The organism is Saliniramus fredricksonii (assembly GCF_900094735.1).
GTDB lineage: Bacteria > Pseudomonadota > Alphaproteobacteria > Rhizobiales > Beijerinckiaceae > Saliniramus > Saliniramus fredricksonii.
Genome location: NZ_FMBM01000002.1, coordinates 804,109 through 825,833 on the forward strand (window position 1 = coordinate 804,109; position 21,725 = coordinate 825,833).

17 protein-coding genes are annotated in these 21,725 nt (G+C 60.2%); 4 read left to right on the top strand and 13 right to left on the bottom strand.

All coding sequences use genetic code 11. The features are described from left to right. Positions 1 to 81: 81 nt before the first annotated feature. Positions 82 to 1,704, bottom strand: coding sequence for an ABC transporter substrate-binding protein (locus GA0071312_RS10365; RefSeq protein ID WP_108721857.1), 1,623 nt, complete (start codon positions 1,702 to 1,704; stop codon positions 82 to 84). A gap of 201 nt (positions 1,705 to 1,905) precedes the next feature. Between GA0071312_RS10365 and GA0071312_RS10370 the strand changes: the two genes are divergently transcribed. After that, complete coding sequence (locus GA0071312_RS10370; RefSeq protein WP_083204494.1) at positions 1,906 to 3,000, top strand: GlxA family transcriptional regulator; 1,095 nt, start codon at positions 1,906 to 1,908, stop codon at positions 2,998 to 3,000. Positions 3,001 to 3,075: 75 nt separating this feature from the next. Here the strand turns inward: GA0071312_RS10370 and GA0071312_RS10375 are convergent, their stop codons facing one another. From GA0071312_RS10375 to GA0071312_RS10430, 12 genes are all read right to left on the bottom strand, one after another. Continuing rightward, a complete protein-coding gene (locus GA0071312_RS10375) occupies positions 3,076 to 4,779 on the bottom strand; it encodes a N,N-dimethylformamidase beta subunit family domain-containing protein (RefSeq protein ID WP_108721858.1) in 1,704 nt (567 codons plus the stop codon). Positions 4,780 to 4,788: 9 nt separating this feature from the next. Further along, the gene (locus GA0071312_RS10380; RefSeq protein WP_074444913.1) at positions 4,789 to 6,222 is read right to left on the bottom strand and encodes an amidase; all 1,434 of its coding nucleotides are present in this window, start codon (positions 6,220 to 6,222) and stop codon (positions 4,789 to 4,791) included. A gap of 28 nt (positions 6,223 to 6,250) precedes the next feature. Beyond that, positions 6,251 to 7,213: an ABC transporter ATP-binding protein gene (locus tag GA0071312_RS10385; RefSeq protein ID WP_074444914.1), complete on the bottom strand. Its 963-nt coding sequence runs from the start codon at positions 7,211 to 7,213 to the stop codon at positions 6,251 to 6,253. Continuing rightward, positions 7,210 to 8,193 carry an ABC transporter ATP-binding protein gene (locus GA0071312_RS10390; protein WP_238947294.1) on the bottom strand — a complete coding sequence of 328 codons (984 nt, stop codon included), beginning with the start codon at positions 8,191 to 8,193 and terminating at the stop codon, positions 7,210 to 7,212. The genes GA0071312_RS10385 and GA0071312_RS10390 overlap by 4 nt, the downstream gene beginning before the upstream one ends. Before the next feature lie 8 nt (positions 8,194 to 8,201). Then, positions 8,202 to 9,098, bottom strand: coding sequence for an ABC transporter permease subunit (locus GA0071312_RS10395; RefSeq protein ID WP_074444915.1), 897 nt, complete (start codon positions 9,096 to 9,098; stop codon positions 8,202 to 8,204). Between the two features lies 1 nt (position 9,099). Beyond that, entirely contained in the window at positions 9,100 to 10,044 is a 945-nt protein-coding gene (locus GA0071312_RS10400) for an ABC transporter permease (protein WP_074444916.1), read from the bottom strand. A gap of 116 nt (positions 10,045 to 10,160) precedes the next feature. Next, a complete protein-coding gene (locus GA0071312_RS10405) occupies positions 10,161 to 11,648 on the bottom strand; it encodes an ABC transporter substrate-binding protein (RefSeq protein WP_074446087.1) in 1,488 nt (495 codons plus the stop codon). Between the two features lie 188 nt (positions 11,649 to 11,836). Continuing rightward, positions 11,837 to 14,140, bottom strand: coding sequence for a penicillin acylase family protein (locus tag GA0071312_RS10410; protein WP_074444917.1), 2,304 nt, complete (start codon positions 14,138 to 14,140; stop codon positions 11,837 to 11,839). 192 nt (positions 14,141 to 14,332) lie between these two features. Then, entirely contained in the window at positions 14,333 to 15,367 is a 1,035-nt protein-coding gene (locus GA0071312_RS10415) for a transketolase family protein (protein ID WP_074444918.1), read from the bottom strand. After that, complete coding sequence (locus tag GA0071312_RS10420; RefSeq protein ID WP_074444919.1) at positions 15,364 to 16,245, bottom strand: transketolase; 882 nt, start codon at positions 16,243 to 16,245, stop codon at positions 15,364 to 15,366. Before GA0071312_RS10420 ends, GA0071312_RS10415 begins: the two co-directional genes overlap by 4 nt. 76 nt (positions 16,246 to 16,321) lie before the next feature. Continuing rightward, positions 16,322 to 16,975 (bottom strand): GntR family transcriptional regulator, encoded by a 654-nt coding sequence (locus GA0071312_RS10425; RefSeq protein WP_238947179.1) that lies wholly within the window; start codon positions 16,973 to 16,975, stop codon positions 16,322 to 16,324. Positions 16,976 to 17,060: 85 nt separating this feature from the next. Continuing rightward, the gene (locus GA0071312_RS10430) at positions 17,061 to 18,302 is read right to left on the bottom strand and encodes an aminotransferase class III-fold pyridoxal phosphate-dependent enzyme (protein WP_074446088.1); all 1,242 of its coding nucleotides are present in this window, start codon (positions 18,300 to 18,302) and stop codon (positions 17,061 to 17,063) included. 868 nt (positions 18,303 to 19,170) lie between these two features. Here GA0071312_RS10430 and GA0071312_RS10435 point away from each other — a divergent pair. Genes GA0071312_RS10435 through GA0071312_RS10445 form a run of 3 tightly spaced genes read left to right on the top strand, consistent with a single transcriptional unit; the run spans position 19,171 to position 21,703 of the window. Beyond that, positions 19,171 to 19,581 (top strand): Zn-ribbon domain-containing OB-fold protein, encoded by a 411-nt coding sequence (locus tag GA0071312_RS10435; RefSeq protein ID WP_074446089.1) that lies wholly within the window; start codon positions 19,171 to 19,173, stop codon positions 19,579 to 19,581. Continuing rightward, on the top strand, positions 19,578 to 20,735 hold the full coding sequence (locus GA0071312_RS10440; protein WP_074444921.1) for a thiolase: 1,158 nt from the start codon (positions 19,578 to 19,580) through the stop codon (positions 20,733 to 20,735). Before GA0071312_RS10435 ends, GA0071312_RS10440 begins: the two co-directional genes overlap by 4 nt. A gap of 53 nt (positions 20,736 to 20,788) precedes the next feature. Beyond that, on the top strand, positions 20,789 to 21,703 hold the full coding sequence (locus GA0071312_RS10445) for an SDR family NAD(P)-dependent oxidoreductase (protein ID WP_074444922.1): 915 nt from the start codon (positions 20,789 to 20,791) through the stop codon (positions 21,701 to 21,703). Positions 21,704 to 21,725 lie beyond the last annotated feature (22 nt).

The window sequence follows — 21,725 nt, forward strand, 5'->3', positions numbered from 1 at the left end:
CAAAGAATGTCGCCACAAAAGTCGAGAAAAGCACTGCAAGGATGGGCGGCGCACCGTGAGATTCGCCGCCCGTCAACGAGGTCAGTCGAGGGACAGTTCGCCGAGAGGGAGATTGCAGCAGGCGCTGTAGCGCATGCCCTGCAAGTTGTCACGATAGGCGAGGATCAGGTTGGGACTGAGGATCGGGATGATGATCCGGTCCTCGATCATTTCCTCAGCCACTGCCTGGAAGGCGGCTTCGATCTGATCGGAGGGCGCCGCGAGCGCCGCCTCCAGCAATTCAGCCATACGCGGATTGGTCACCCTCTCGGCCTTCGCAGCATGCGCGCGCCCATGCCATGGCGAGCCTTCCTGCATGCCGAAGAACTGCGCATACTGGCCGGATCCGAAATAGTCCGGCGCATAGTAGACAGCGGTGACGGGAATACCGCTCGCCATGATCCGCTCACGCCAGACGGCGAACGTAACCGGCTGCAGTTCTAACTGGACGCCTACATCTGCAAGATCCTGCTGAACCTTCTGCATGAGCAGGCTGAGATCCACGCCGTAGACATTGACAGACGGATACACCGCTTCAAGGGTGAACCCGTTCTCATGCCCCTCCTCCGCGAGAAGCGCCAGTGCACGACCAATATCGCGTTCGGGCAATGGTAGGTTCTGGGTTCCAGGGAAGCCGTTAGGGATCGGAGCGGCTTGCTTCGCCCCGGCGCCGCCGACAACGAATTCGATCGCGCCATCGTAGTCGATCGCCAACGCCAGCGCCTCGCGGACGGTGCGCGACATTTCGATCGGCATCCCGTCGGCTCCGGCGCCGAAGGCGATGTAGACGAAGTTGAATGAAGGCACGGTTTCCACGATGACGTTCGGGGCACGAACCGTCGCCGCGATATCGGCGTCAACCTGCATCGCGATATCCACCGCGCCGCTCTCAAGCATCTGCGCCTGCGTCACGGCATCCTTCACCTGGCGGATGACGACCTGGCGGATGGCTCCAGCCTCACGCCAATATTCGTCATTACGGACAAGCCTCAACTCATCGTCCGGCGCATAGCTTGACAGAACGAACGCTCCGCTACCGGCGGAATTGGAGAGAAACCATCCCTCAGCCTGGTCGTCGGATTCCGCGCCGGGACCTGACACCGCGCCGTTCGCAATCGCGAGCTCGCTTTGCACAATCGCTGCATAAGGCGCCGCAAGGATGCCGAGCAATTCGGAATTCGGCGCCTCGGTGCGAATCACAACCACGCCCGGATCGGAATCGTCGATATCTGTGACGCCGTTCATCAGGAAGGAGGGATTGCCCTGCAGGTTCTTCAGTCGCTCGAGACTCCATTTGACGTCTGTTGAGGTCACGGTTTCGCCGTCAGCGAACCGAGCGTCCGGATCAAGATTGAACGTGAATTCCGTCTGGTCATCATTTATCGACCATTCGCGAGCCAGCAGAGGGACGATGCTGCGATTGTCCGCCGCAAGATCCACCAGCCGCTCATAAACCGCACTGAGGTAGATCTGGCAGGTGTCGCAGAACGCTCGATGCGGATCCAGCGTATCCAGATCCATGTCGCGCGCGATGACGATCGTCTCTTCCTGCGCCTGCGCCTGTACGGGTAGCGTAGCGTGCGAAAGCATCATCATTGCGGCGCCGAACGCCAGTACCGGCGGGGTGGCGCATCTTGCCCCCTTGAAAAAACCAATGAATGACATCCTCGTTCTCCTCTGTTGCGATATCGCCCGATCGTTGACATGCCAGGCCTGGGGCTTTTCGTTTTCACTTTGCGCGCGAGACGCGCCCAACCACATAGCGAATCTGATTCAACGCCGCCCTGATCCTCCGCTGCCGACCTGCAGAATTACCTGTCAGGAAGTCACTTCCAACCACGGAGTGTAGAGCCGCCATGACTTGACATGCTTGCCATAAAGCGCAGTGTTTTCGACACGAAACGCAGCGGCGGCCAAAGAGAAACGGGAAATTCAATGCCCCGGATTGATGCATCTCGGCATGAACAGGCGGTTCCGGCCGAGTTGAAGCAAAGACGCGTAGGCGTGGCTGTATCGCCTGCGATGTCTCTGTCCTCCGTGCTGCTCGCCTGCGAACCATTCAGGTCGGTCAATCGATTCCTGCAGCGCCCGGCCTATGAGTTCATTTTTCTAGCGCCGACGCGCGCGCCGGTGCGGAGCGGGATCGGAATCTGCATCGTTCCGGACGCAACGTTTGATGAGGCCATTCCTCTCGATCTCGCCGTGACGGCCTCCTCATACGACCAGCCTGAGGAATACAAGCGAAGTCTTCAGCGCTGGCTTCGCCTGCACGCGCGACGGGGAGTCGATCTTTGCGGCATCGATTACGGCGCCGTGTTTATGGCCGAAGCAGGCCTTCTCGACGGGCGCCGAGCCACGACGCATTGGGAAGTGCGGCCTTCTATCGCCGGACAATTTCCGCGTGTCGAATTCGGAGAGGAAATCTATGTCATCGACGGTACGCGACTGACATGTGGCGGCCACCTTGCCTGCCATGATCTGTTTCTTGCGCTGGTTGAGCGGGATCACGGCTCGATGGTGGCGCGCTTCGTGGCCGCGGATCTGATCAGCGCCGGTGCTCGGCCGGATACTACGCTCCAAGGGAGCCCGTTAGGCGGCCAGACTTTCATAGCCAACCCGCATCTTCGCGCTGTCAACAGGCTCATGGAAGAGAACATCGAAGCGCCCCTTAGCATTCCCGAATTGGCTGAGATGATCGGGATCTCGATAAGGCAACTGCAAAGCCTGTCGCGGCGCGATCTGGGAAAAACCTTGTCTAGCCGCTACCTCGCAATCCGTCTTGACGCTTCGCGCCACCTGCTCATGTATTCGGGACTGTCAGTCACGGAAATCGCCATGGCCACAGGATTCGCATCGCCCACAGCCTTCACGCGCGCCTTCAAGTCCCGCTTCCTCACCGCGCCCCGCACCTATCGCAGGAATTTTATACGTGATCTGACGAGGCCATACTTCTTCCCTTGATCGCTCGTGACGCGAGAACCCACCTTGCTAAGCAATGGTGATCGACGCGTCGAAGGCGGATATCAAGCGAAACGATCAGCTGCGAAGACCAGACTCAACGTGACCATCGCTGCCCTCGTCTTGCAATCTGAGAAACCGATCGAGGACATTTCGCGTCACGCCCTGAACGTAAAAGTCCTGCTTCGCCAACCCGGACACCCATTCGCTGGCTCCCGCGCAAAAGACCTCGCCCTTGCCCTTTGGGAACGACACGATCACGCCGCAGCCATATTGATGACGATCAATGGCTTCCGGAGTCGCTTCTCCGGAAAGCAGACGCGCTTTGGAAGCGATCCCGCCATCCTTCAGATAGTAACGATGCCCTTCACCGACATGCATCTCCTCGGCAAAAACGGCCGGAGACAGCCCGATGATCTCCAGATCATGCGGAGCGCCGTCCTCGTGGGTCGGGTAGGGAAGGCCATACCGGAATGTATGTTCGAGACCATCCACCTCATAGGCGAATATCCCGGCGTCATGTCCGAGCAGATCTCCGTAATGCATGTCGAGGCCTTCGAAACACCAATGTCCGGGACGGTAGACGGTGAAACCGCGGACTCCACGTGGCGCAAACCCGCCCCAAGAGGCATATACACCACGCATACCGTTCACTCCGAAGGTCGCGGCCCCCGGCCAGCCGATTTCCGGATCCTCCCAGGGGCCTGTCCGCAGATGCGCCGGCGCAGGATCCTCGTCTCGCGCGCGGCTCTTGTATGCGACCTGTCGTCGACCTTCATCCTCGAACCTGATCTGCCAGTAGAAATTCCCGGCGAAGCGGGCGCAGCCGCCTCCATCCTCAACGAACCGATCGATAGTCTTCCGCATCTCGCGAGTCCAGTACTCGTCATGGCCGACGACGACGAGACACGAATAGCCCTCAATGATCTCAGGCCGAAAATGCAGATCATGCTGGGTGATCATGTCGAAGGCGTAACCCTCGGCTTCGGCCCAGACGACGAAATGCCGTTCGAACTGGGCCCAACCGGCAGAGGCGTAGTATTGCGCGAAGCCGTTGCTGAAGGCGAATTCCTTGGTGGGATAGCGCGGGGCGTCCCAGGGGCCGCGGGTCGTGGTATCGCAAAGGCGCGGCGCACCCGGCGGCAGCCAGACGAGTCCTCGGGTCCAAGGCCGGCAGGTGCTGAGGACAGGCGAGAACGCATTCCCGTTGGGACCATCGACGCCGTCGTAGGCATTCGATCCGCCCCAGTCGTTATAAGCGATCCAGGTCGAGGTGGTCAGGATCAGCAGAAAGCGTCCGGAGCGCGGCATGGCCGGGTCCGGACGGATGACGAAGAAATGATGCTGTAGAAACCGAGACCCGTCCGCGCGTTGAGTCCAGGCGGCCACACGGTAGAATCCGGACGCCGCATCGTCAGGTGCCCGCCAGACATGCGCCACCGGCCAGTCGCAGCCATCCCGGTAGGCGCATGGCGGCATGGGATGGAACGCTCCTGGAAGATCAAAGGCCTCATGGACAAGCTCGGGCCGAAGACCATCGCGCCAGATCTGAAGTGTCCAGGTTACTCCGGTGCACGAGGCGCGAAAAGCAACATCCTGTCCTGGGGAGAAGGAAAGCTCGTCCGTGTAGACGTAGATTTCCGGTGAAGCGGGATCTTCCCGCGGCGCCTCGTACCAATGCCCCAGATGCCAGGCGTCGTCCGGATGCATGACGGACACTTTGCGGGCTCGCCGGTTGGCGTCCGTGAATTCGGGACGAGCGTGGTCGCGGTGTTTGGCCATTTTTGCACCTCACGCTTCCGGGGGACGGTCTTGCGCCCATGGACGATCAGCTTCAATGATCGCGCCAAGCCGGAACATGTCGAGATCGGAATACCAGGGTCCGGTGAGCTGGACGGAGGTGGGAAGTCCATCCGTTGCGAAGCCGGACGGGAGAGCCAAAGACGGATGACCTGTCAGGTTGAAGGGATAAGCGTAGGGAGACATGCCCTGGCGGGTGATGCCATTCGGTTCGCCATCAACCATCACCTCGTCGTTTGCGACGTCGAAATCGACGGCAAGCGCGGTACGCGTTAGCGTCGGTGAGACTAGGACATCGTAGCGCTCAAAGAGTTTCTGTATAGTGCGAAAAAGAACCGTCCTCGTATATTGCGCAGAACGATAATCAGACAATGTATATTTGCTTCCCCGCTCAATGAAAGCCAGCAAGACAGGGTCCATTTTTGCACCCCACTCCTTGACGTATTTCCCGAACGCAACGCTGATATTGCCCTGATACATCACGCGACCGGCGATTTCCATCCAGTCTATGGCCTCAGTCACTTCTTCCACTTCGGCTCCACGCACCGAGAGAAGGTCGAGCACGGCGCGCGCATTATCCTCGACGTCGCGTGCGACCAGCCGATTCGCCATGCGCGGTATCCAGCCGACACGCAAGCCGTTCAGGTCGTTCCCCACTAAACGCGGCGACAGCCTCGAGAAATCCGGGGCCGCGAGCGACAATGGGTCCGCTGCGTGCGGGCCGATCAGGACGTCATGCATCAAAACCGAATCCGCAACTGTCCGCGACAGAGGGCCCGCCGCCGCATACGAAAAGAATGCGTCGATCGCGGTCTCGAACGGGATAACCCCGGAGGTCGGCTTATGGCCCACAACGCCGCAATAGGCGGCTGGTATGCGGATTGATCCGGCGCCATCCGTACCGAGACCGAGCGGGCCGCAACCGGCAGCGACAGCTGCGGCCGCGCCGCCGCTGGAACCACCCGCGTTTCGATCGAGGTTCCACGGATTGCGCGTGATCCCGAATGCTGGACCATCAGTCGTACCCTTGTGCCCGAACTCCGGGGTATGACTTTTCGCGAAGACAATGGCGCCTGCATCCTGGAGACGCGTCACTAGCACGTCGTCCCTATCCGGCACATTGTCCGCATAAATGGCGGATCCATAGGATGTGCGCACCCCATTCGTCGGGAACAGGTCCTTGACGTGCACGGGTACGCCATGGAGCGGCCCCAGCCGAGCGCCCGCGATCACCGCCTCCTCGGCCTGCCGCGCCTGCGCGCGCGCCCGCTCGTCGCAAATGGTCGCGAAGGCGTTGATCCGGGATTGCTGCCGATGAGAATGGGCGAGAATGGCGTCAAGGTATTCGACTGGAGACAGTTCGCGCCGTCGGATTCGCGCCGCGGCCTCGGTCGCCGGGAGGAACAGGAGATCGGATTGGGACATTGGAGGAGCGCCTTCTGCAGAAATCGGATCAGGAATAGAGATGACAGGCCACATGCTTACCCGGCGCGATCTCTCGCAGCGCAGGATCGACGCGACGACAAATCTCCATTGCAGAGGGGCAGCGTGGGCACAGGCTGCAGCCCTCAGGACGATCGATGAGACTGATGATCTCGCCCTTGATCGGCGGCGGGCGACGTCCGACTTGCGGTCGCGGGACGGCATCGAGCAGCGCCTGCGTATACGGATGCCTGGGATCCTGATACAGGCTACGCCTCTCGGAGATCTCCACGATCCGGCCGGCATAAAGCACAGCCACGCGGTGCGACACGGAACGCACCACGGCGAGATCATGTGCAATGAACAGGTAACTGAGCCCAAGGCGTTCCTGAAGGTCTTTGAGAAGATTGACGATTTGAGCCTGCATCGAGACGTCGAGCGACGCGACGGGTTCGTCGCAGACGACGAATTCCGGATTGAGCGCAAGCGCGCGCGCGATGACGATGCGCTGCCGCTGACCGCCTGAGAACTCATGCGGAAAGCGCATCGCGAAGCTGTGCGACAACCCTACCATTTCCAGCAATTCGCCGATGCGGTCAGCGCGGTCGCGTTTCGACCAGCCGCCCGCGATATCAAGCGGTTCGGCAATCGCGTCGCCGATACGCATTCGCGGGTTGAGGGCTGCATGCGGATCCTGGAAAATGAACTGAATGCGCTTTCGGACCCTGGCCAACGCCTTCGCATCGCCAGGCCCTGTCGCGGACTGCCCGAAGAGACGGATCTCGCCCGAACTGGCTTTGAGGAGCCCCACAAGAAGCCGGCCAATAGTTGATTTTCCTGACCCGGATTCTCCCACCAGGCCAAGGGTTTCCTCTCGCCCTACATCGAATGAAACATTATCGACAGCTTTCAGTTTCTGCCGACGACCGTCCCGCCCGCGCCCGGCGGCAAATTCACAGCTCAGGTTTTGCACCTCAACAATCCGTACGCTCATTTCGCGCCCTCCAGTTGCCGTGCGCGAACCGGGCACCGCGCTTCGTGATCCTGCGCAACAAGCGCGATTTCCGGGGCTGTTTCACTGCAAGGGAGTTGGTGATATCGACAGCGCGGTGCAAAACGACACGCCGTTGGTCGCCGGCCGGGTTCTGGTATGGAACCTGGAATCGTCGCCAATCGCTCGCTGTCAGCATCGATATCGGGTATCGCCGACAAAAGGCCCTCCGTATATGGATGGACCGGTCGTCGAAACAGCGTCGCGGCGGACCCTTTCTCCACGATTTGCCCCGCATACATGACGATCACCCGATCCGCGAACTCCGCCACCAGACCAAGATCGTGCGAGATGAGAATGACCGACATTCCAAACTCCGAACGTAGCTCGCGCAAAAGTTCGATGATCTGTGTCTGGATGGTGACGTCGAGCGCCGTCGTCGGTTCGTCAGCGATCAGAAGGCGCGGCTGGCATGCGATGGCGATCGCAATCATGACGCGCTGCCGTTGACCTCCAGAAAGACGATGCGGGTATTCATCGACCCGCCGCGCCGCGTCCGGGATCCGGACAAGATCGAGAAGAGCGATCGCGCGCTTGCGCGCTGCTGTACGATCGAGACCCTGATGGATGCGCAGTGTCTCACCGATCTGGTCAGCAATCGTCAGGACGGGATTGAGAGAATGAATCGGATCCTGGAAGATCATTGCGACATCCTTGCCGCGGACGCGACGAAGCTTGTTTTCCGGGAGCGAAAGGAGATCCTGGCCGCCGAACTGGATCTGTCCCGTCAGGCGCGTATTGCGCCGCGCGTGCAAACGAAGGATCGAAAGCGCCGTCACGCTTTTGCCGCTCCCCGATTCGCCGACAATTCCGAGCGCCTCGTTTTCGGCCAGGGCGAAGTTCACCCCATCGACAGCATGCACCCAGCCGTCGTCACTGCGAAAATCGACGGCAAGATCGCGAACGTCGAGAATTGGTTCCATCATGCGCCTCATCCTTCGACCTTGAGCCTGGGGTCAAGCACATCGCGCAGACCGTCACCGAGAAGATTGATGGCCAGAGCCGAGATGCTGACCGCCAGCCCCGGAAACAGCATGATCCACCAGGCCTCGACCGAGTAGTCGCGCCCTTGCGCCACGATGTTTCCCCAACTCGGATGCGGTGGCGGCGTGCCGATACCGAGGAAGCTCAACGCCGCCTCCGCGAGGATTGCGTAGGCGAAGATGAAAGTCAGCGTGACGAGCAGCGGCGCCATGCAGTTCGGCAGGATATGACGGGAGATGATCCGCAGACTCCCGGCGCCACTGACCCGGGCTGCGTCAACATAGTCGAGTTCCCTGATCACCAGAGCGGATGCGCGCACAATCCGCGCACAGCGTGGAATATAGGCAGCTGTCAGCGCGATGATGACCGAGGAAAGCTGAGGACCCAGCGCGGCGCTGATACCGATCGCGAGCAGAATTGCCGGGAATGCAAGAAGTGCGTCCATGACTCGCATCAACAGGCTGTCGAGCCTTCTGAACCAGGCCGCACACAAGCCCACGACCGCTCCTCCCGCTGCTGCAAGCAGGGCTACCGAGAGGCCGATCCACAAGGATATCCGTGCGCCGTAAAGAACTCTTGTCCAGATATCGCGTCCGAAATTATCGGTGCCAAAGGGATACGCAAACGACGGGGCTGTGAAGCGGTTTGCGATCGACATTGCGTTCGGCGAGCCGTTGCTGATGAACGGTGCAAGGAGCGCAAGCGCGATGATCAGGCTCAGGATCGCCGCGCCCGCCTTGAAGGAGCGGTGCCGCAACAGCCGTTTCACCGTGATCTGCCACGGACTGGCCGGCGGGCGGGCAACCGGCAGCACGACTGCACCTGGAGAGCTCGAGTTGACCATATCAGTCATAGCGCACCCGCGGATCGACGACTGCGTAGAGGAGATCGATAAGGACGTTGATCAGGACGAATGCAAAGCCAAGAAACAGCAAGGCGCCCTGAACGACAGGAAAGTCGCGCGCCATGATCGCCTGCACGAGAAGGCGCCCCACCCCGGGGAGCGCAAATATCTGCTCGATCACGACCGAGCCGCCGACGAGCAGGCTGAAGATATACCCCGAAACCGTGATGACGGACACAAGTGTGTTGCGGAAGGCATGCTTGGCGATCGTTGATATCTCCGAAACGCCTTTCGCCCGTGCCGTTCGGATAAAATCCTGGTCCAGCACCTCGAGCATCTCCGAGCGCGTCATGCGCGCGAGATAGCCGATCTGGAAGAGGGCAAGCACCATGGCGGGCTGCAGCAGGGATATGAACCAGGGCCAGAGGCCGTTCGAGATAGGCACGTAGCCGGCGGAAGGAAGCCAACCCAGCGTCACCGAAAACAGGATGACTGACAGGATCGCCAGCCAGAAATTGGGAACCGAGACGCCGATCAGGGCTATTCCCATGACGCAGGTATCAACCCAGCTATCTCTGTAGCAGGCCGCAACCACCCCAAGGATGATTCCAACGGGTATGGTGATCATGAACGAGACCAGCGCCAGGGAAAAAGTCACCGGCAGGCGTTCGGCGATCGCCGTTGTGACAGGCTGGTTGAGCATCAAGGAGCGACCGAAATCCCCCTGGAGGACGTTGAACAACCAGATCCACAGCTGCTCGAGGACCGGCCGGTCGAGCCCGAGATCGCTCCTGATCTGTGCGATCGCACGCGGATCAGCGCCATCGCCAGCGATAATGACCGCTGGATCTCCCGGCAGAAGGTGCATCAGGAGAAAGGTCAAGATCGCCACGAGCGCCATGACAGGGATCGCTTGGGCCAGTCGGAATGCAGTAAGGCGGATCATGCTGTGTTTTTCGTTTTCAGACTGCGGACCGAAGGCCCGACCGGGCCTTCGGCAGATGACGGCTTCCTGATGTTTAAAGTTGTCAGCAAGCCGATTGCTTGACGGTCAAGAGTGTATCACTCTTCAAGCCAGACATTCCAGAAGAAGTTCATGTAATATTCGCTGAACCCTTGGAGTTTTTCATAGTTTATCGCCCGCGTTGAACCGCGATCAGAGACCTTGATCATGTATGCTTGATCAAGAACTTCCTGCTCGATGGTCAGCCATGCGTCCTTGCGATCTTCGAAATCGAGCGAGGTGTAGAATTTCTCGAAAGCGGAATCGAGGACGTTGTTATCTTTGACGTGGGGGAAGTTGTAGATCATCGTCTGCCACTGCTGCGGACCCAACAGTGGATTCGAGCAGAACGACGTCGTGGAAACGTTCCAGCCGCCGGCGCCCGTCTGCATGTTTGAAGCATTCGTTGTCCAGTCCGTCAGATCAACGCGGACGTTCATTCCGGCCGCTGACAGCTGCTCGGACAGCACCAGAATCGAATCGCGCATGTAATCATAGTTGTTGTTGGACTGAAGCAGGATCTCCTCACCGGCATACCCTGCTTCGTCAAGGAGCGCACGCGCCGCTTCGGGATCGTTCTGGTTGTATCTGCCCGCAGTGATTTCCCCGCCATAATAGGCCCCGCCCGGATAGACCATGGAGTGGTTCAGGCGCGGTTCTTCACCCGTCACGGCGATGATGTCTTCCACATTGACGGCGGTTCGGATCGCCTGCCGGATATACGCATTATCGGTTGGCGGCTGCTGAGAATGCACGATCAGATAGTGCTGACAGAAAGGAAACACGGTGAGAGCGCGCACCCCTTCCTGACCATCGAACCGTCTTGCAATCTCCGCCGAAAGAGCGGTTGTGATGTGCGCTTCGCCCGTCTGCATGGCGGCCACACGGGCATTCGCCTCTGGGATGAAATTGTAACGGACTGCATCAAGATGCACCGTCTTGCGGCCGGAATACCCACTCGGCTCGAAGCGCTCGTCGGCCACATAGTCGTCAAAGCGCTCGATCACCAGATGGCTGTCGCGCACCCATTCGCCGAGCTTGAACGGTCCGGTGCCGATCGGCTCGATCTGCCGCGGCTCCACATCCCTGTGAGAGGCGGGGAGGATCACGAAAGGATAAACCGGGGTCTTCAGCACATCGACGAAGACGGCGTTGGTCTCATTGAGATGCACGATGAAAGTGTATGGATCGGGCGTCTCGTAGCGCTCCACATTGGCCAGGGCCGAAGCGTTGGGGCTGATCCTGGCGTAGCGCTCGAAGGTTGCCAGAACATCTTCCGACGTCATCTCGCTCCCGTCATGGAACAGCACGCCTTCGCGAAGTTTGAAGGTGAAAGTCTTGCCGTCATTGCTGATGTCTATGCTCTCGGCGAGCATCTTGGCCGTGTCGTAGACCTCGTCGATCGTGACCAGTCCTTCATACATGTGATGGATCACCTCGAGTTCGACGAGGCTGGCCGACATCTGCGGATCCAGGGCTCCTGGCCCTGAATTGTTGGCGTAGATCAGGGTGCCGCCCTGCCTTGGTTCTTGTGCATGGGCCGTCATGCCGAGGCTGAGACCGAGCGCCGCAGCCACACTTAGAATGGCGACAGTCGACCGACCGTGATTCTTTCTGGTCCTCATCATCGTCTACTCCCCTCTTTATGTGCGGGAACTGATTTTTCCCGCCTGGATGCCGGCAAAGCGTTGTTTTCGCCGGTTTGTTCGTGTTTTCAGGAAACGTGTTCCCAACCTCAATCCAGATCCGGCGAAGTCGGTTCAAGATAAGAGCGCGAGACAGCATGGGCGTCGACCGCCCTCGCCGAATACAGTGCAGGCACCATTTCCAAACGCGACCAGAGTTCGTTCTGGTCACTGAAGAACGGACTATGTGGATCGCCTGACGACCCATGAAAGACGATCCAGCGGCTGGAGTCCCAATCCGCAAGATCAAAGACGTACCGGGCAACGGACCCGTAGCTGCTGCTCGGCCCTGCGCCAGGATAGGCCCCCGTCGCACAGACGCAGTCGCCGTCTCCCCCAATGGCGCTCGAGCTTGGAGCCATCATCGGGGCATGATCGGGAAACATGGCCGCGAGGGGATGCGCGAAGGATGGACGGTGCAGCTGGCCCCATGGCGTGAGCGGAAAATCTTTCCCCACGCGTTCCATGGCCTCGCTTGCCACATCATCCCAGCCAGCGCCGCCGAGAAGGCTGACGTCCTCGGTTCGAAGCAGGTTTGGCAGCGTCCACCAAAGATGGTTGACCGCCGGTATCCCGGGCGGAACCTGGGCCAGAGCATCGACGCTTGCTCCCTCCAGCCCGGATCGGCGAGCCAGAATCCGCGTCATCTCCTGTCGGACCAGATAATAGATGGAGGGGGCATGTAGTCCGATATCCATTGCGCCACCCCAGCCGCGCAAGGCGTCCTGGATTCTGCCAATCGCGTCGCTGCGCGGCGGGACCTGGCAAAGGCGGGAGCAGATTTCCACCGCAGGCTGTGAATGGGTATCAGCGAGAATCTGGCGCATCGCAGATCCATCGAGGCGCTCATCTCTCTCAAGCAACTCGCTGATGCGTCGCGCCCGCGTTGATGGATGGCAATCGGTCGCGATATAATCCGGCCAGTCTTCGGGTACGGGCCGGTTGTTGGCGGTTATGATGCACCCCGAAGAAGGGTCGATCTCGCGTGGCATCTCCTCGAAGGGAATCATCCCCCGCCATTCATGCTCGCCGGTCCAGCCTGGAACCGGGAGCCAGCCATTGAGGCGATCGCGGCGGGGTACGATCGCTCGGATTGACACGCCGATATGGCCATCCACATCCGCGCCGACGAGGCTGTGATCAATAACGCCCCAGCCCCGGGTCGCCTCATAGAACGCGTTGAGGTCGCGCGCATGCAGCATCGGAAGGAGGCAATCCAGCGAAAGGTCGACGTCGTCGATCTGCAGGGAACGCAATGCGATCGCGAAGCCCTCTCGTGGATCGCCCGCGATGATCGGGCCATGCCGCGTCCTGTGCACCGTAACGGTTTCGGCCTCAGCTCCGCGGACGATTATGGTCTCAACGCGCAGCTCGGTCTCGCGCCAGCCGGCATCGGTCGCGTAGCGCTCGCCATTGCTTCCATCGAAGCGCTCCACATAAAGATCATGGATATCAGCGAAGGCATGCGTCACGCACCACGCGACGCGGTCCGTATGTGCGAAATGCGGGAAGGCCGGCACGCCGGGAACCGAGAAGCCCAGAGCGTCGAATGCATCGCAGGTCAGATGCAGCTGCGCATACATTCCGGGGATATCGAAGGCTCGATGCGGATCGCCCGCGATGATCGGCTTGCCGGCCACGGTATGCCGACCGTCGATCGCCCAGTTGTTGGAGCCGCCAAGCGTGGCTTCGGGCGACACCATCGCCGCCAGGGCTTCGATCGCCGGCGCCAGATCGTTGAGAGAGGCGATCCAGCGTCGTCCTTCTGCGCCCTGCGGAACAACGAAACGTTCGACGCCTCCATCGTCGTACCGAAGCAGATTGACTGCTTCGGGGCCAATCGTTCGCAGAGCCGCCGCACGCCATAACTTGAACCAGACTGACCCCATCAATAATCCGCGCTGGCGCATGACCGCCACGCAGTGCCATGGCTCCCATGGCTCCGGATTCTCACCCAGCAACCGATATTCCAGTGGCAGCTCGTCATTCCCCCTGCAGGAAGCCATGAAGGCGTTGACGCCGTCTGTATAGCGCTCGATCATCATGGCAGTCTGAGGGGAAAGAGCCTTCATGTCGCGGCGGGACACGCCCGCAATATCAAGCCGCCGGGAGAGGATATCGAGTCCGAGCGCGGACGGCCCGCCCCACTCGGCGAAACGTCCGACCGCACGCCGACGCGCGGCATCCATCTGCCACAACCGATCCTGGGCATGCACGAAGCCATTGGCGAAAAAGACGTCGCCGGCAGTTGCCGCGCGGATGTGGGGAATGCCCCAGACGTCCCGAATGACTTCGATGGAGCTTTGGGAGCCCTCGGAGCCAGTCGTTTTGTCACTTGGGATCGACTTGGGCATGGTCACCCCCTGTTTGAAATATAATATATCAGAACGCCGATGAGATCGGCTGTCAAGACGTTGAACAAGCCCCGGGTAACTTCCTGTCGTGATGAAGCGGGCTTGGCTAGATTCCATTCGCGCCGGGCAACAAAAGGAACACCTTATGTCGCCCTGTCATGCCAACCATGCCTGAAACGAGCGGCGCTTTCGTCACCCGCGCGGCTTCAGGAATGCACTCGCCACATTATAGATACCCTCTGCATCAAGCTGATAATGGGCGTAGAGCGCGGCGGGCGGCCCCACTTCAACGAATTTGTCAGGCACCCCGTGACGTTGGAACGGGATGCGGGGCAGATCAATGAGCGCTTCCGCCATTGCCGAGCCCAATCCTCCGATGACGTTGTGCTCTTCGACCGTTAGAATTGCGCCGGTTTCATCAACAGCCGCCTTGATTTCATGGAAATCCAGCGGTTTGATCGTGTGCATGTCGACGACGCGCACCGAGAACCCCGCCTTTTCCATGCGCTGCGCCGCATCCAGAGATGGGCGCACCTGGGCCCCATAGGTCATGATCGTGATGTCAGAGCCATCGCGAAGCCGCGTGGCGCGCCCGAACGCGAAATCTGATGGGACAGTGTCGTAGACGACAGGGTCACGCCCGCGTCCGAGCCGGATATACATCGCTCCCGGATGGTCCACCGACTTTCGCAGGATCGCGCGAAGATGGTTTGCGTCCGTGGCGTTGACGATCGTCAAATCGGCGACGGTGCGCATCATGCCGATATCTTCAAGTGCATGGTGCGACGTTCCATAGAATCCCATGGACATGCCCGAATGACTTCCGACGATACGAACGGGCATCTTTGGGTAGGCGCAATCGGTGCGTATCTGCTCGGCGGCCAGGATTCCGCTGAACGCAGCGAATGTCGCCACATAGGGGATCAATCCGGTCGACGCCATACCAGCCGCCGCCGTGATCATGTTCCGCTCAGCGATCCCGAAGTCGAAGAATCGCCGGGGATGCCGCGCCCGGAAGTCGCTCGTGCGATTGGCGGTGGCCAGATCTGCGGTCGCAACCACGATCCGGGGATCGTTGTCGGCCAAGTCGGCAAGCTCCTCGCCGAGGATGAAGGCGGGCATGGACGCCGCCGGCGTTCCCTGCACGGAGCGGGAATCCTTCAGGAGCGTCTTGCCGTCTGCCGTTCCGCGAAAAATCTCGCTTTGGTCCTGACTCTGCGTGCTCATTGCGCAACCTCTTCCTCGAATGGCTGGAGACCAGCTTCCAGTTCCGCGAGGACATCGTCGTAATCGTCCCCGACCAGGTTCCCGACATGCCAGTCGAGGCTAAGTTCCATGCGCTTGACACCGCGCCCCTTGATCGTATCGGCAATGATCGCCTGCGGGCGCCCGCTCCCAGCGGGTGGCAGGGCATCCAGGGCGGCAAGCACTGCATCGAGATCATGCCCGTCGATTCGCGTCGTTTCCCAGCCAAAACTCCGGAAACGGTCTTCCAATGGCTCCACAGCCATGATGTCGTCGCAGAAACCATCGATGCACAGCTGGTTGCGATCGACGATCGCGACGAGATTTTGCAGTTCGTAATGAGACGCGGCCATCGCAGCTTCCCAAACCTGTCCCTCGCAGAGTTCGCCGTCCCCGAGCATGATGAAGGTGCGAAAAGACCGCCCCTGAACACGGGCGCCAAGCGCCATTCCCAGACCGATCGACAGACCGTGACCGAGCGAGCCTGATGAAAAGTCGATGCCTGGCACCTTCTTCATGTCCGGATGGTCGCCGAACCGGCTGCCAAACCGCGTGTAGGTTTCGAGTTCAGCAGCGTCAAAGAACCCAAGGTCGGCGAGCACCGGATACAGGCCGATGGCCGCATGCCCCTTCGAAAGAACAAACCTGTCGCGATCCTCCCATTGCGGCTTCGCCGGATTGAAACGCAGATGCGCGTAATACAAGGCCGCTAACAACTCCGCGCAAGAAAACGTGGATGAGTAGTGGCCGGCCCCTGCGATACGGGTCAGGCGAACCGTTTCGGTTCTGATGAACTTTGCTCTGTCCTCAAGGAACTCGCGGCCCATATTGCGGTTCTGCGGTGATTTGTGATCAACCATCTTACTCTCCCCAACGTAACGTTCAGAGACATATGATATATCATAGTTGCGGCACCGGCTGCTGGCCTAGGGCCAGTCAAGGCCGCCTGTTCTCCTTGGACTCGATCTGCCGGAGAAGCTTGCTGCCGCCCTCGATCAAATCCTGTCGGATCGCCTCCCGAAGACCATATACGTCTCCGGTGCGAAGCGCCGTGAGCACATTCTCGTGCTGATGTCGTTGCGCATAAGTCGGATGCGCATCTGGATACAGCTCAGACAGAAGCGGGCCGATCCGCACCCACAAAGCCTCCAGAATCGAGATGAGATTCGGCATCGGCGCGCGCCAATACAGACCGAAATGAAACTCAAAATTACATTGAACTGCGGCTTGCCATTCCTGGCTCTTTTCCGCCTCGATCAAGCGTCGATGCGCATCCGTCAAATCCGCGATATCGGCGGGGGTGATATGCGGAAGCGCTCTTTCCGCTGCCAGAGGCTCAAGATTCAGGCGAATATCACGGATTTCCAGATATTCCGCCAGATCAAGGCGCCGTACACGTACGAAATATCGGGGTTTGACCTCGATAGCACCATCCCGGGATAATTGGGCAATGGCCTCGCGTACGGGTGTCTCCGACGTACCCATTTTGGCCGCAAGCTCTCGAATCTTCAAACGCTGGTCAGGCTTAAGGTCTCCCGACATCAAATCGGTGCGCAACCGGTCATAAACCTGCGTCGACAGACTGGTCATCTCGAGCGGCTCCTGAGACGCTTGAAATAAAGTTGCCACCGTTGTCATCGCAATAGGTTCCGTCGAAAGTCTTTGCTCTTGTCAGTCATGTGCGGCGCGCCAAGGCTGCGAAGGCCTTGTCCGCCGCATCAAGAGCTTCGTCTATGTCAGCTTGCCCATGGGCTGTCGACAGGAACATGTTGTGCCGTGGATGCAGGTAGATGCCTTGCCGCAGCGCTTCGCGGCAGAATGCCTCCCCGATTGCGAAGTCGTCATCGCCAGCAAATTGCACAAGCGGCATCTGCGGCGGACCCGACTGTATGATTTCAAAACCATGGCGCGATGCCCGCTCCGCAAGACCATCCCGCAAACGCTGCCCCATTCGTCGCAGATATTCAGGTGCATCAAGCGCATGAAGTTGTCTGATGGTCTCTATCGCGGCCACCATCGGAGCGCCTGCATACCAGAAGGATCCCGTGACAAAGACACGCGACGCGGCGTCGCGCACGCTCTCGCCCCCGGTTACTGCCGCAAGCGGCCAGCCATTCGCAATCGCTTTGCTCCAGGCGCTGAGGTCAGGCTGAACACCATAGACTTCCCAGCTACCGCCCAAATGCAACCGAAAGCCGGCGCGCACGTCGTCAAGAATGAGCATCGCGTCAGCTGCATCGCACAGATCGCGGCAAGCCTGCGCAAATTCGGGCGTCGGCATTTCGAGGGTGCGGGAGATATCATGACGGAACGAGGATACCAGAATCCCGGCCAGATCTGATCCGGCCCGATCGACAGCCTCGCGAAGCGAGGTGATATTATTGAAGGCAAATTCGATGATGTGCGCCCGGTCTTCCTGCGTAACCCCCACCAGCGACGGCGAGCACCAGGGAACCGCGCCGTGATAGGCCCCCTTAGCTACAACGATCTTTCGTCGTCCGGTCGCTGCACGTGCTATCGTCACGCAGGCGGTTGTCGCATCGGTTCCGTTCTTCTGGAACAAAGCCCAGGCTGCATGCGGAATCGTTTCGACCAGCAGCTCAGCCAGCTCAACCGCATGCCGCGTCGGCCCGTTTAGGCAATCACCTTGTTCAATCTGCCCATAAGCCGCCCGGTTCACCGCTTCGTTCTGGTGACCAAGAACGATCGGGCCCCAGCTGCACATGAAGTCGATATAGCTGTTGCCGTCCACGTCGCTCACCCGACAGCCCTTGCCGCCCACAAAAAACTGCGGATAGCGATGGGGCACCGCCGCCGCACGCTGGTGCCCCCACATCCCGCCGGGGATAACCGCGCTGGCGCGCAACCTCAAGGCTTCATCGCTTGTTCGGGCCGCTAATGCGAAGCTTTTATTCATCTCGTCCTGCCATACCGATGCCACATGCCCGTAGCCCTGAGAATCTGATATATCAAAATTTGCACAGTGATTTAGTTAGTGTCAACCCGGCATCTGGAGGAAAGCGACGATTGTCTTTCTTTGCACGCAGGCGCGCAGCTTACCCATTACCGCGCCCAAATCGTAGGGCCTGCATGTTAGTTTCCGCCGAGAGGTGGCCCCAACAAGTATATGATTTCCACTGACATTTGACCCATGCGACTTTTTCACCAACGCGGCGCGCGGTAGGGAGGGGCGGAGAGGCGCCGGCAAAGCTTCCCTTGCTCTCCACGCCTTGATTATCTTGAACGCGGGGCTTTCACCTTGGAAACCCAAACCCATCAGCGCCGAGGCTTGCCGCCGACCTAAAGTCAATGTTGTAGCTCGTCCCTTCAAAGAAAGAGACACGCTTCTTCGCATGCGTAGCTCCGGTCACATCTTGCGAAGACCTGCCTGCAATGAGAGGGCTTTTGGGTGGTCATGGGTCCAGTCTCAATTCGGAGAATAATATTCTGTATAAATAACGTTCTTGGTGCATCCGAACCAATGAAAGCCACCCCAAGCAGACTCATGCACAATTGATGCCTGTCGAGCTTTACACTTAATGAGACATGTTCGAAAGCGGATATCAGCGATCTTATGCCTCATTCGACTTCAAGTTTTTGCCTTACGGCAACTTACGCAACGCCGCTGGTTCAGACTCTACCAAGCGTGGGGACATTCAAGGCAGTGACCTCGCGGGAACAGGAATCTGCATACCGCAGCAGGCTAAATTCTCTTGTGAGTATGACATTCTTCTGTTTGAATGATCGATACAAAAACACTCAAAGAGAAACAACGGATCCAGTCGATGACGGAGACCAATGACGCGATGCAAGCAGGAGGCCCGGAAGCGGTGTTTCGTGCCTGTCTGCGCGAGGGTCGTTTCATGATCCAGCGCAATACCCTCACGGGTGAGCATGTCTTCTACCCGCGTACCCTCTCGCCCGGAGACGGCACGGGCGACCTCGTCTGGGTCGAAGCCAGTGGTCGTGGCATCGTGCATTCAACCACGGTCGCGCGCCGCCGACCCGAAAAGGGCGGCGACTACAACATCTGCCTGGTGACCCTCGAAGAAGGACCGCGCCTGATGAGCCGGGTGATCGAGATCGCGCCGGAAGAGGTCAAGATCGGCATGCCGGTCATGGCCCGCATCGTTGAGCTGATGGGCGAGCCGGCTGTCGTCTTCGTCCCCGCCGACAGCATGGAGGTGGCATCATGAACAAGGCGGAAGCCCTGCGCGGCAAGGCCGCGATTATCGGCCTCGGACAGGCAGGGACCGGCGAGATGCCGGGCCATTCCCCGCTCGAGATCCTGGCGCTCTCGGTCAAGGCCGCGCTCGACGATTGCGGGCTGAAACTCTCCGATATTGACGGTCTCTTCACCGGCTCGTCCTATCATTTCCTGCCTACCGTCTCGGTAGCGGAATATCTCGGTATCAAGCCGCGTTTTTCCGATGGCAGCATGATCGGGGGCTCCACTTTCGTGGCGCATGTGCTGCATGCAGCCATGGCGCTTGATGCCGGTCTGTGCGATGTGGCGCTGATCGCCTATGGCAGCAACCAGCGCACCGCCGGCGGGCGGCTGATCTCCATGTCGGAGCCGCATCCATTCGAGCAGCAATACGAGCCGCGCCATCCCATCACCGCCTATGCTCTGGCTGCTGCGCGCCACATGCATGAATACGGGACGAGCCGGGAGAATCTGGCCGATGTGGCGGTTGCCGCAAGACAATGGGCGCGGCTCAATCCCGAGGCTTTTGCCCGCGAGCCCCTGACCCGCGAGGAGGTGCTGGCCGCGCGCATGATCTCCGATCCGCTGAGCGTGCGCGATTGCTGCCTCGTCACCGATGGCGGCGGCGCGGTGATCATGGTGCGAGCCGAGCGGGCCCGCGACTTCCCCAACGCGCCGGTCTATTTCCTCGGCGGCGCCACCGCCCTGTCGCATCGCTCCATCGCCCAGATGGACGATCTGACCGTGAGTGCCGCGGCCCGTTCCGGCCCGCAGGCCTATGCGATGGCGGGGCTGGGCCCGAAGGATGTCGACGTGCTCGCGCTCTATGACGCGTTTACGATCAACACGATTCTGTTTCTGGAGGATCTGGGATTCTGTCCCAAGGGTGAGGGCGGGCGCTTCGTCTCGGAAGGCCATATCGCCCCGGGCGGCGCGCTGCCGGTCAACACCAATGGCGGCGGACTCTCCTGCGTGCATCCGGGCATGTACGGCATCTTCCTGGTGATCGAGGCGGCGCGGCAATTGCGCGGGAGCTGCGGCGACCGGCAGGTCGAAGGGGCCGAGACGGCCCTCGTCCACGGCAATGGCGGCACCCTGTCGAGCCAGGTCACAGCCCTGCTCGGCACACAGGCCACATTGTAGGCGGAGCCCTTATCAGCAAAGTGAATCAAATAACCACACGAAGGAGTAGCGACATGAGCGGAGCGCTCGCAGGCAAGGTCATCGCGGTCACCGGCGCTGGCCGCGGCATCGGGCGTGACATCGCGCTTCTGGCCGCGCGCGAGGGAGCAAAGGTCGTGGTCAACGATATCGGCGCCTCACTCTCGGGCGAAGGCGGCGAGGCGGGGCCGGCCGAGGCGGTCGTCGTCGAGATCGAACAGACCGGCGGCGAGGCGCTAGCCCATACCCGCTCCATCGCCGAACCGGAAGGGGCTCTCTCGCTGATCGAGGAGACGATCGGGCGGTTCGGGCGCATCGACGGTGTGGTCAACAATGCCGGCATCCTGCGCGACAAGATCTTCCACCGCATGCAGCCGGAGGATTGGGAAGCGGTGATCCGGGTGCATCTGATGGGCTCCTTCTACGTCTCGCGCGCCGCCGCCCCGTATTTCCGCGAACAGGGCAGCGGCGCCTTCGTGCATTTCACCTCGACGAGCGGGCTGATCGGCAATCTCGGCCAGGCCAACTACGCCGCCGCCAAACTGGGGATTGCCGGCCTGTCGCGCTCCATTGCCCTCGACATGCAGCGCTTCGGCGTACGATCCAATTGCGTGGCTCCCTTCGCCTGGAGCCGGATGATCGGCTCGATCCCCACCGACACGCCCGAGCAGGAGGCCCGCGTGGCCAAGCTCCAGCAGATGACCCCGGCCAAGATCGCGCCGCTGGTCGCCCACCTGCTGAGCGACGCGGCTGATGACGTCAGCGGCCAGATCTTCGGCGTGCGCAACAACGAGATCTTCGTCTTCACCCAGCCCCGCCCCGCCCGCTCCGTGCATCGGGGTGAAGGCTGGTCGGCACAGAGTATCGCCGAGCACGCCATGCCGGCGCTGAAGGCGGGTTTCACGCCGCTGGAAGTCTCCGCCGACGTGTTTTCCTGGGACCCGGTCTGAACCGGCGCGAAACTCTCGAACC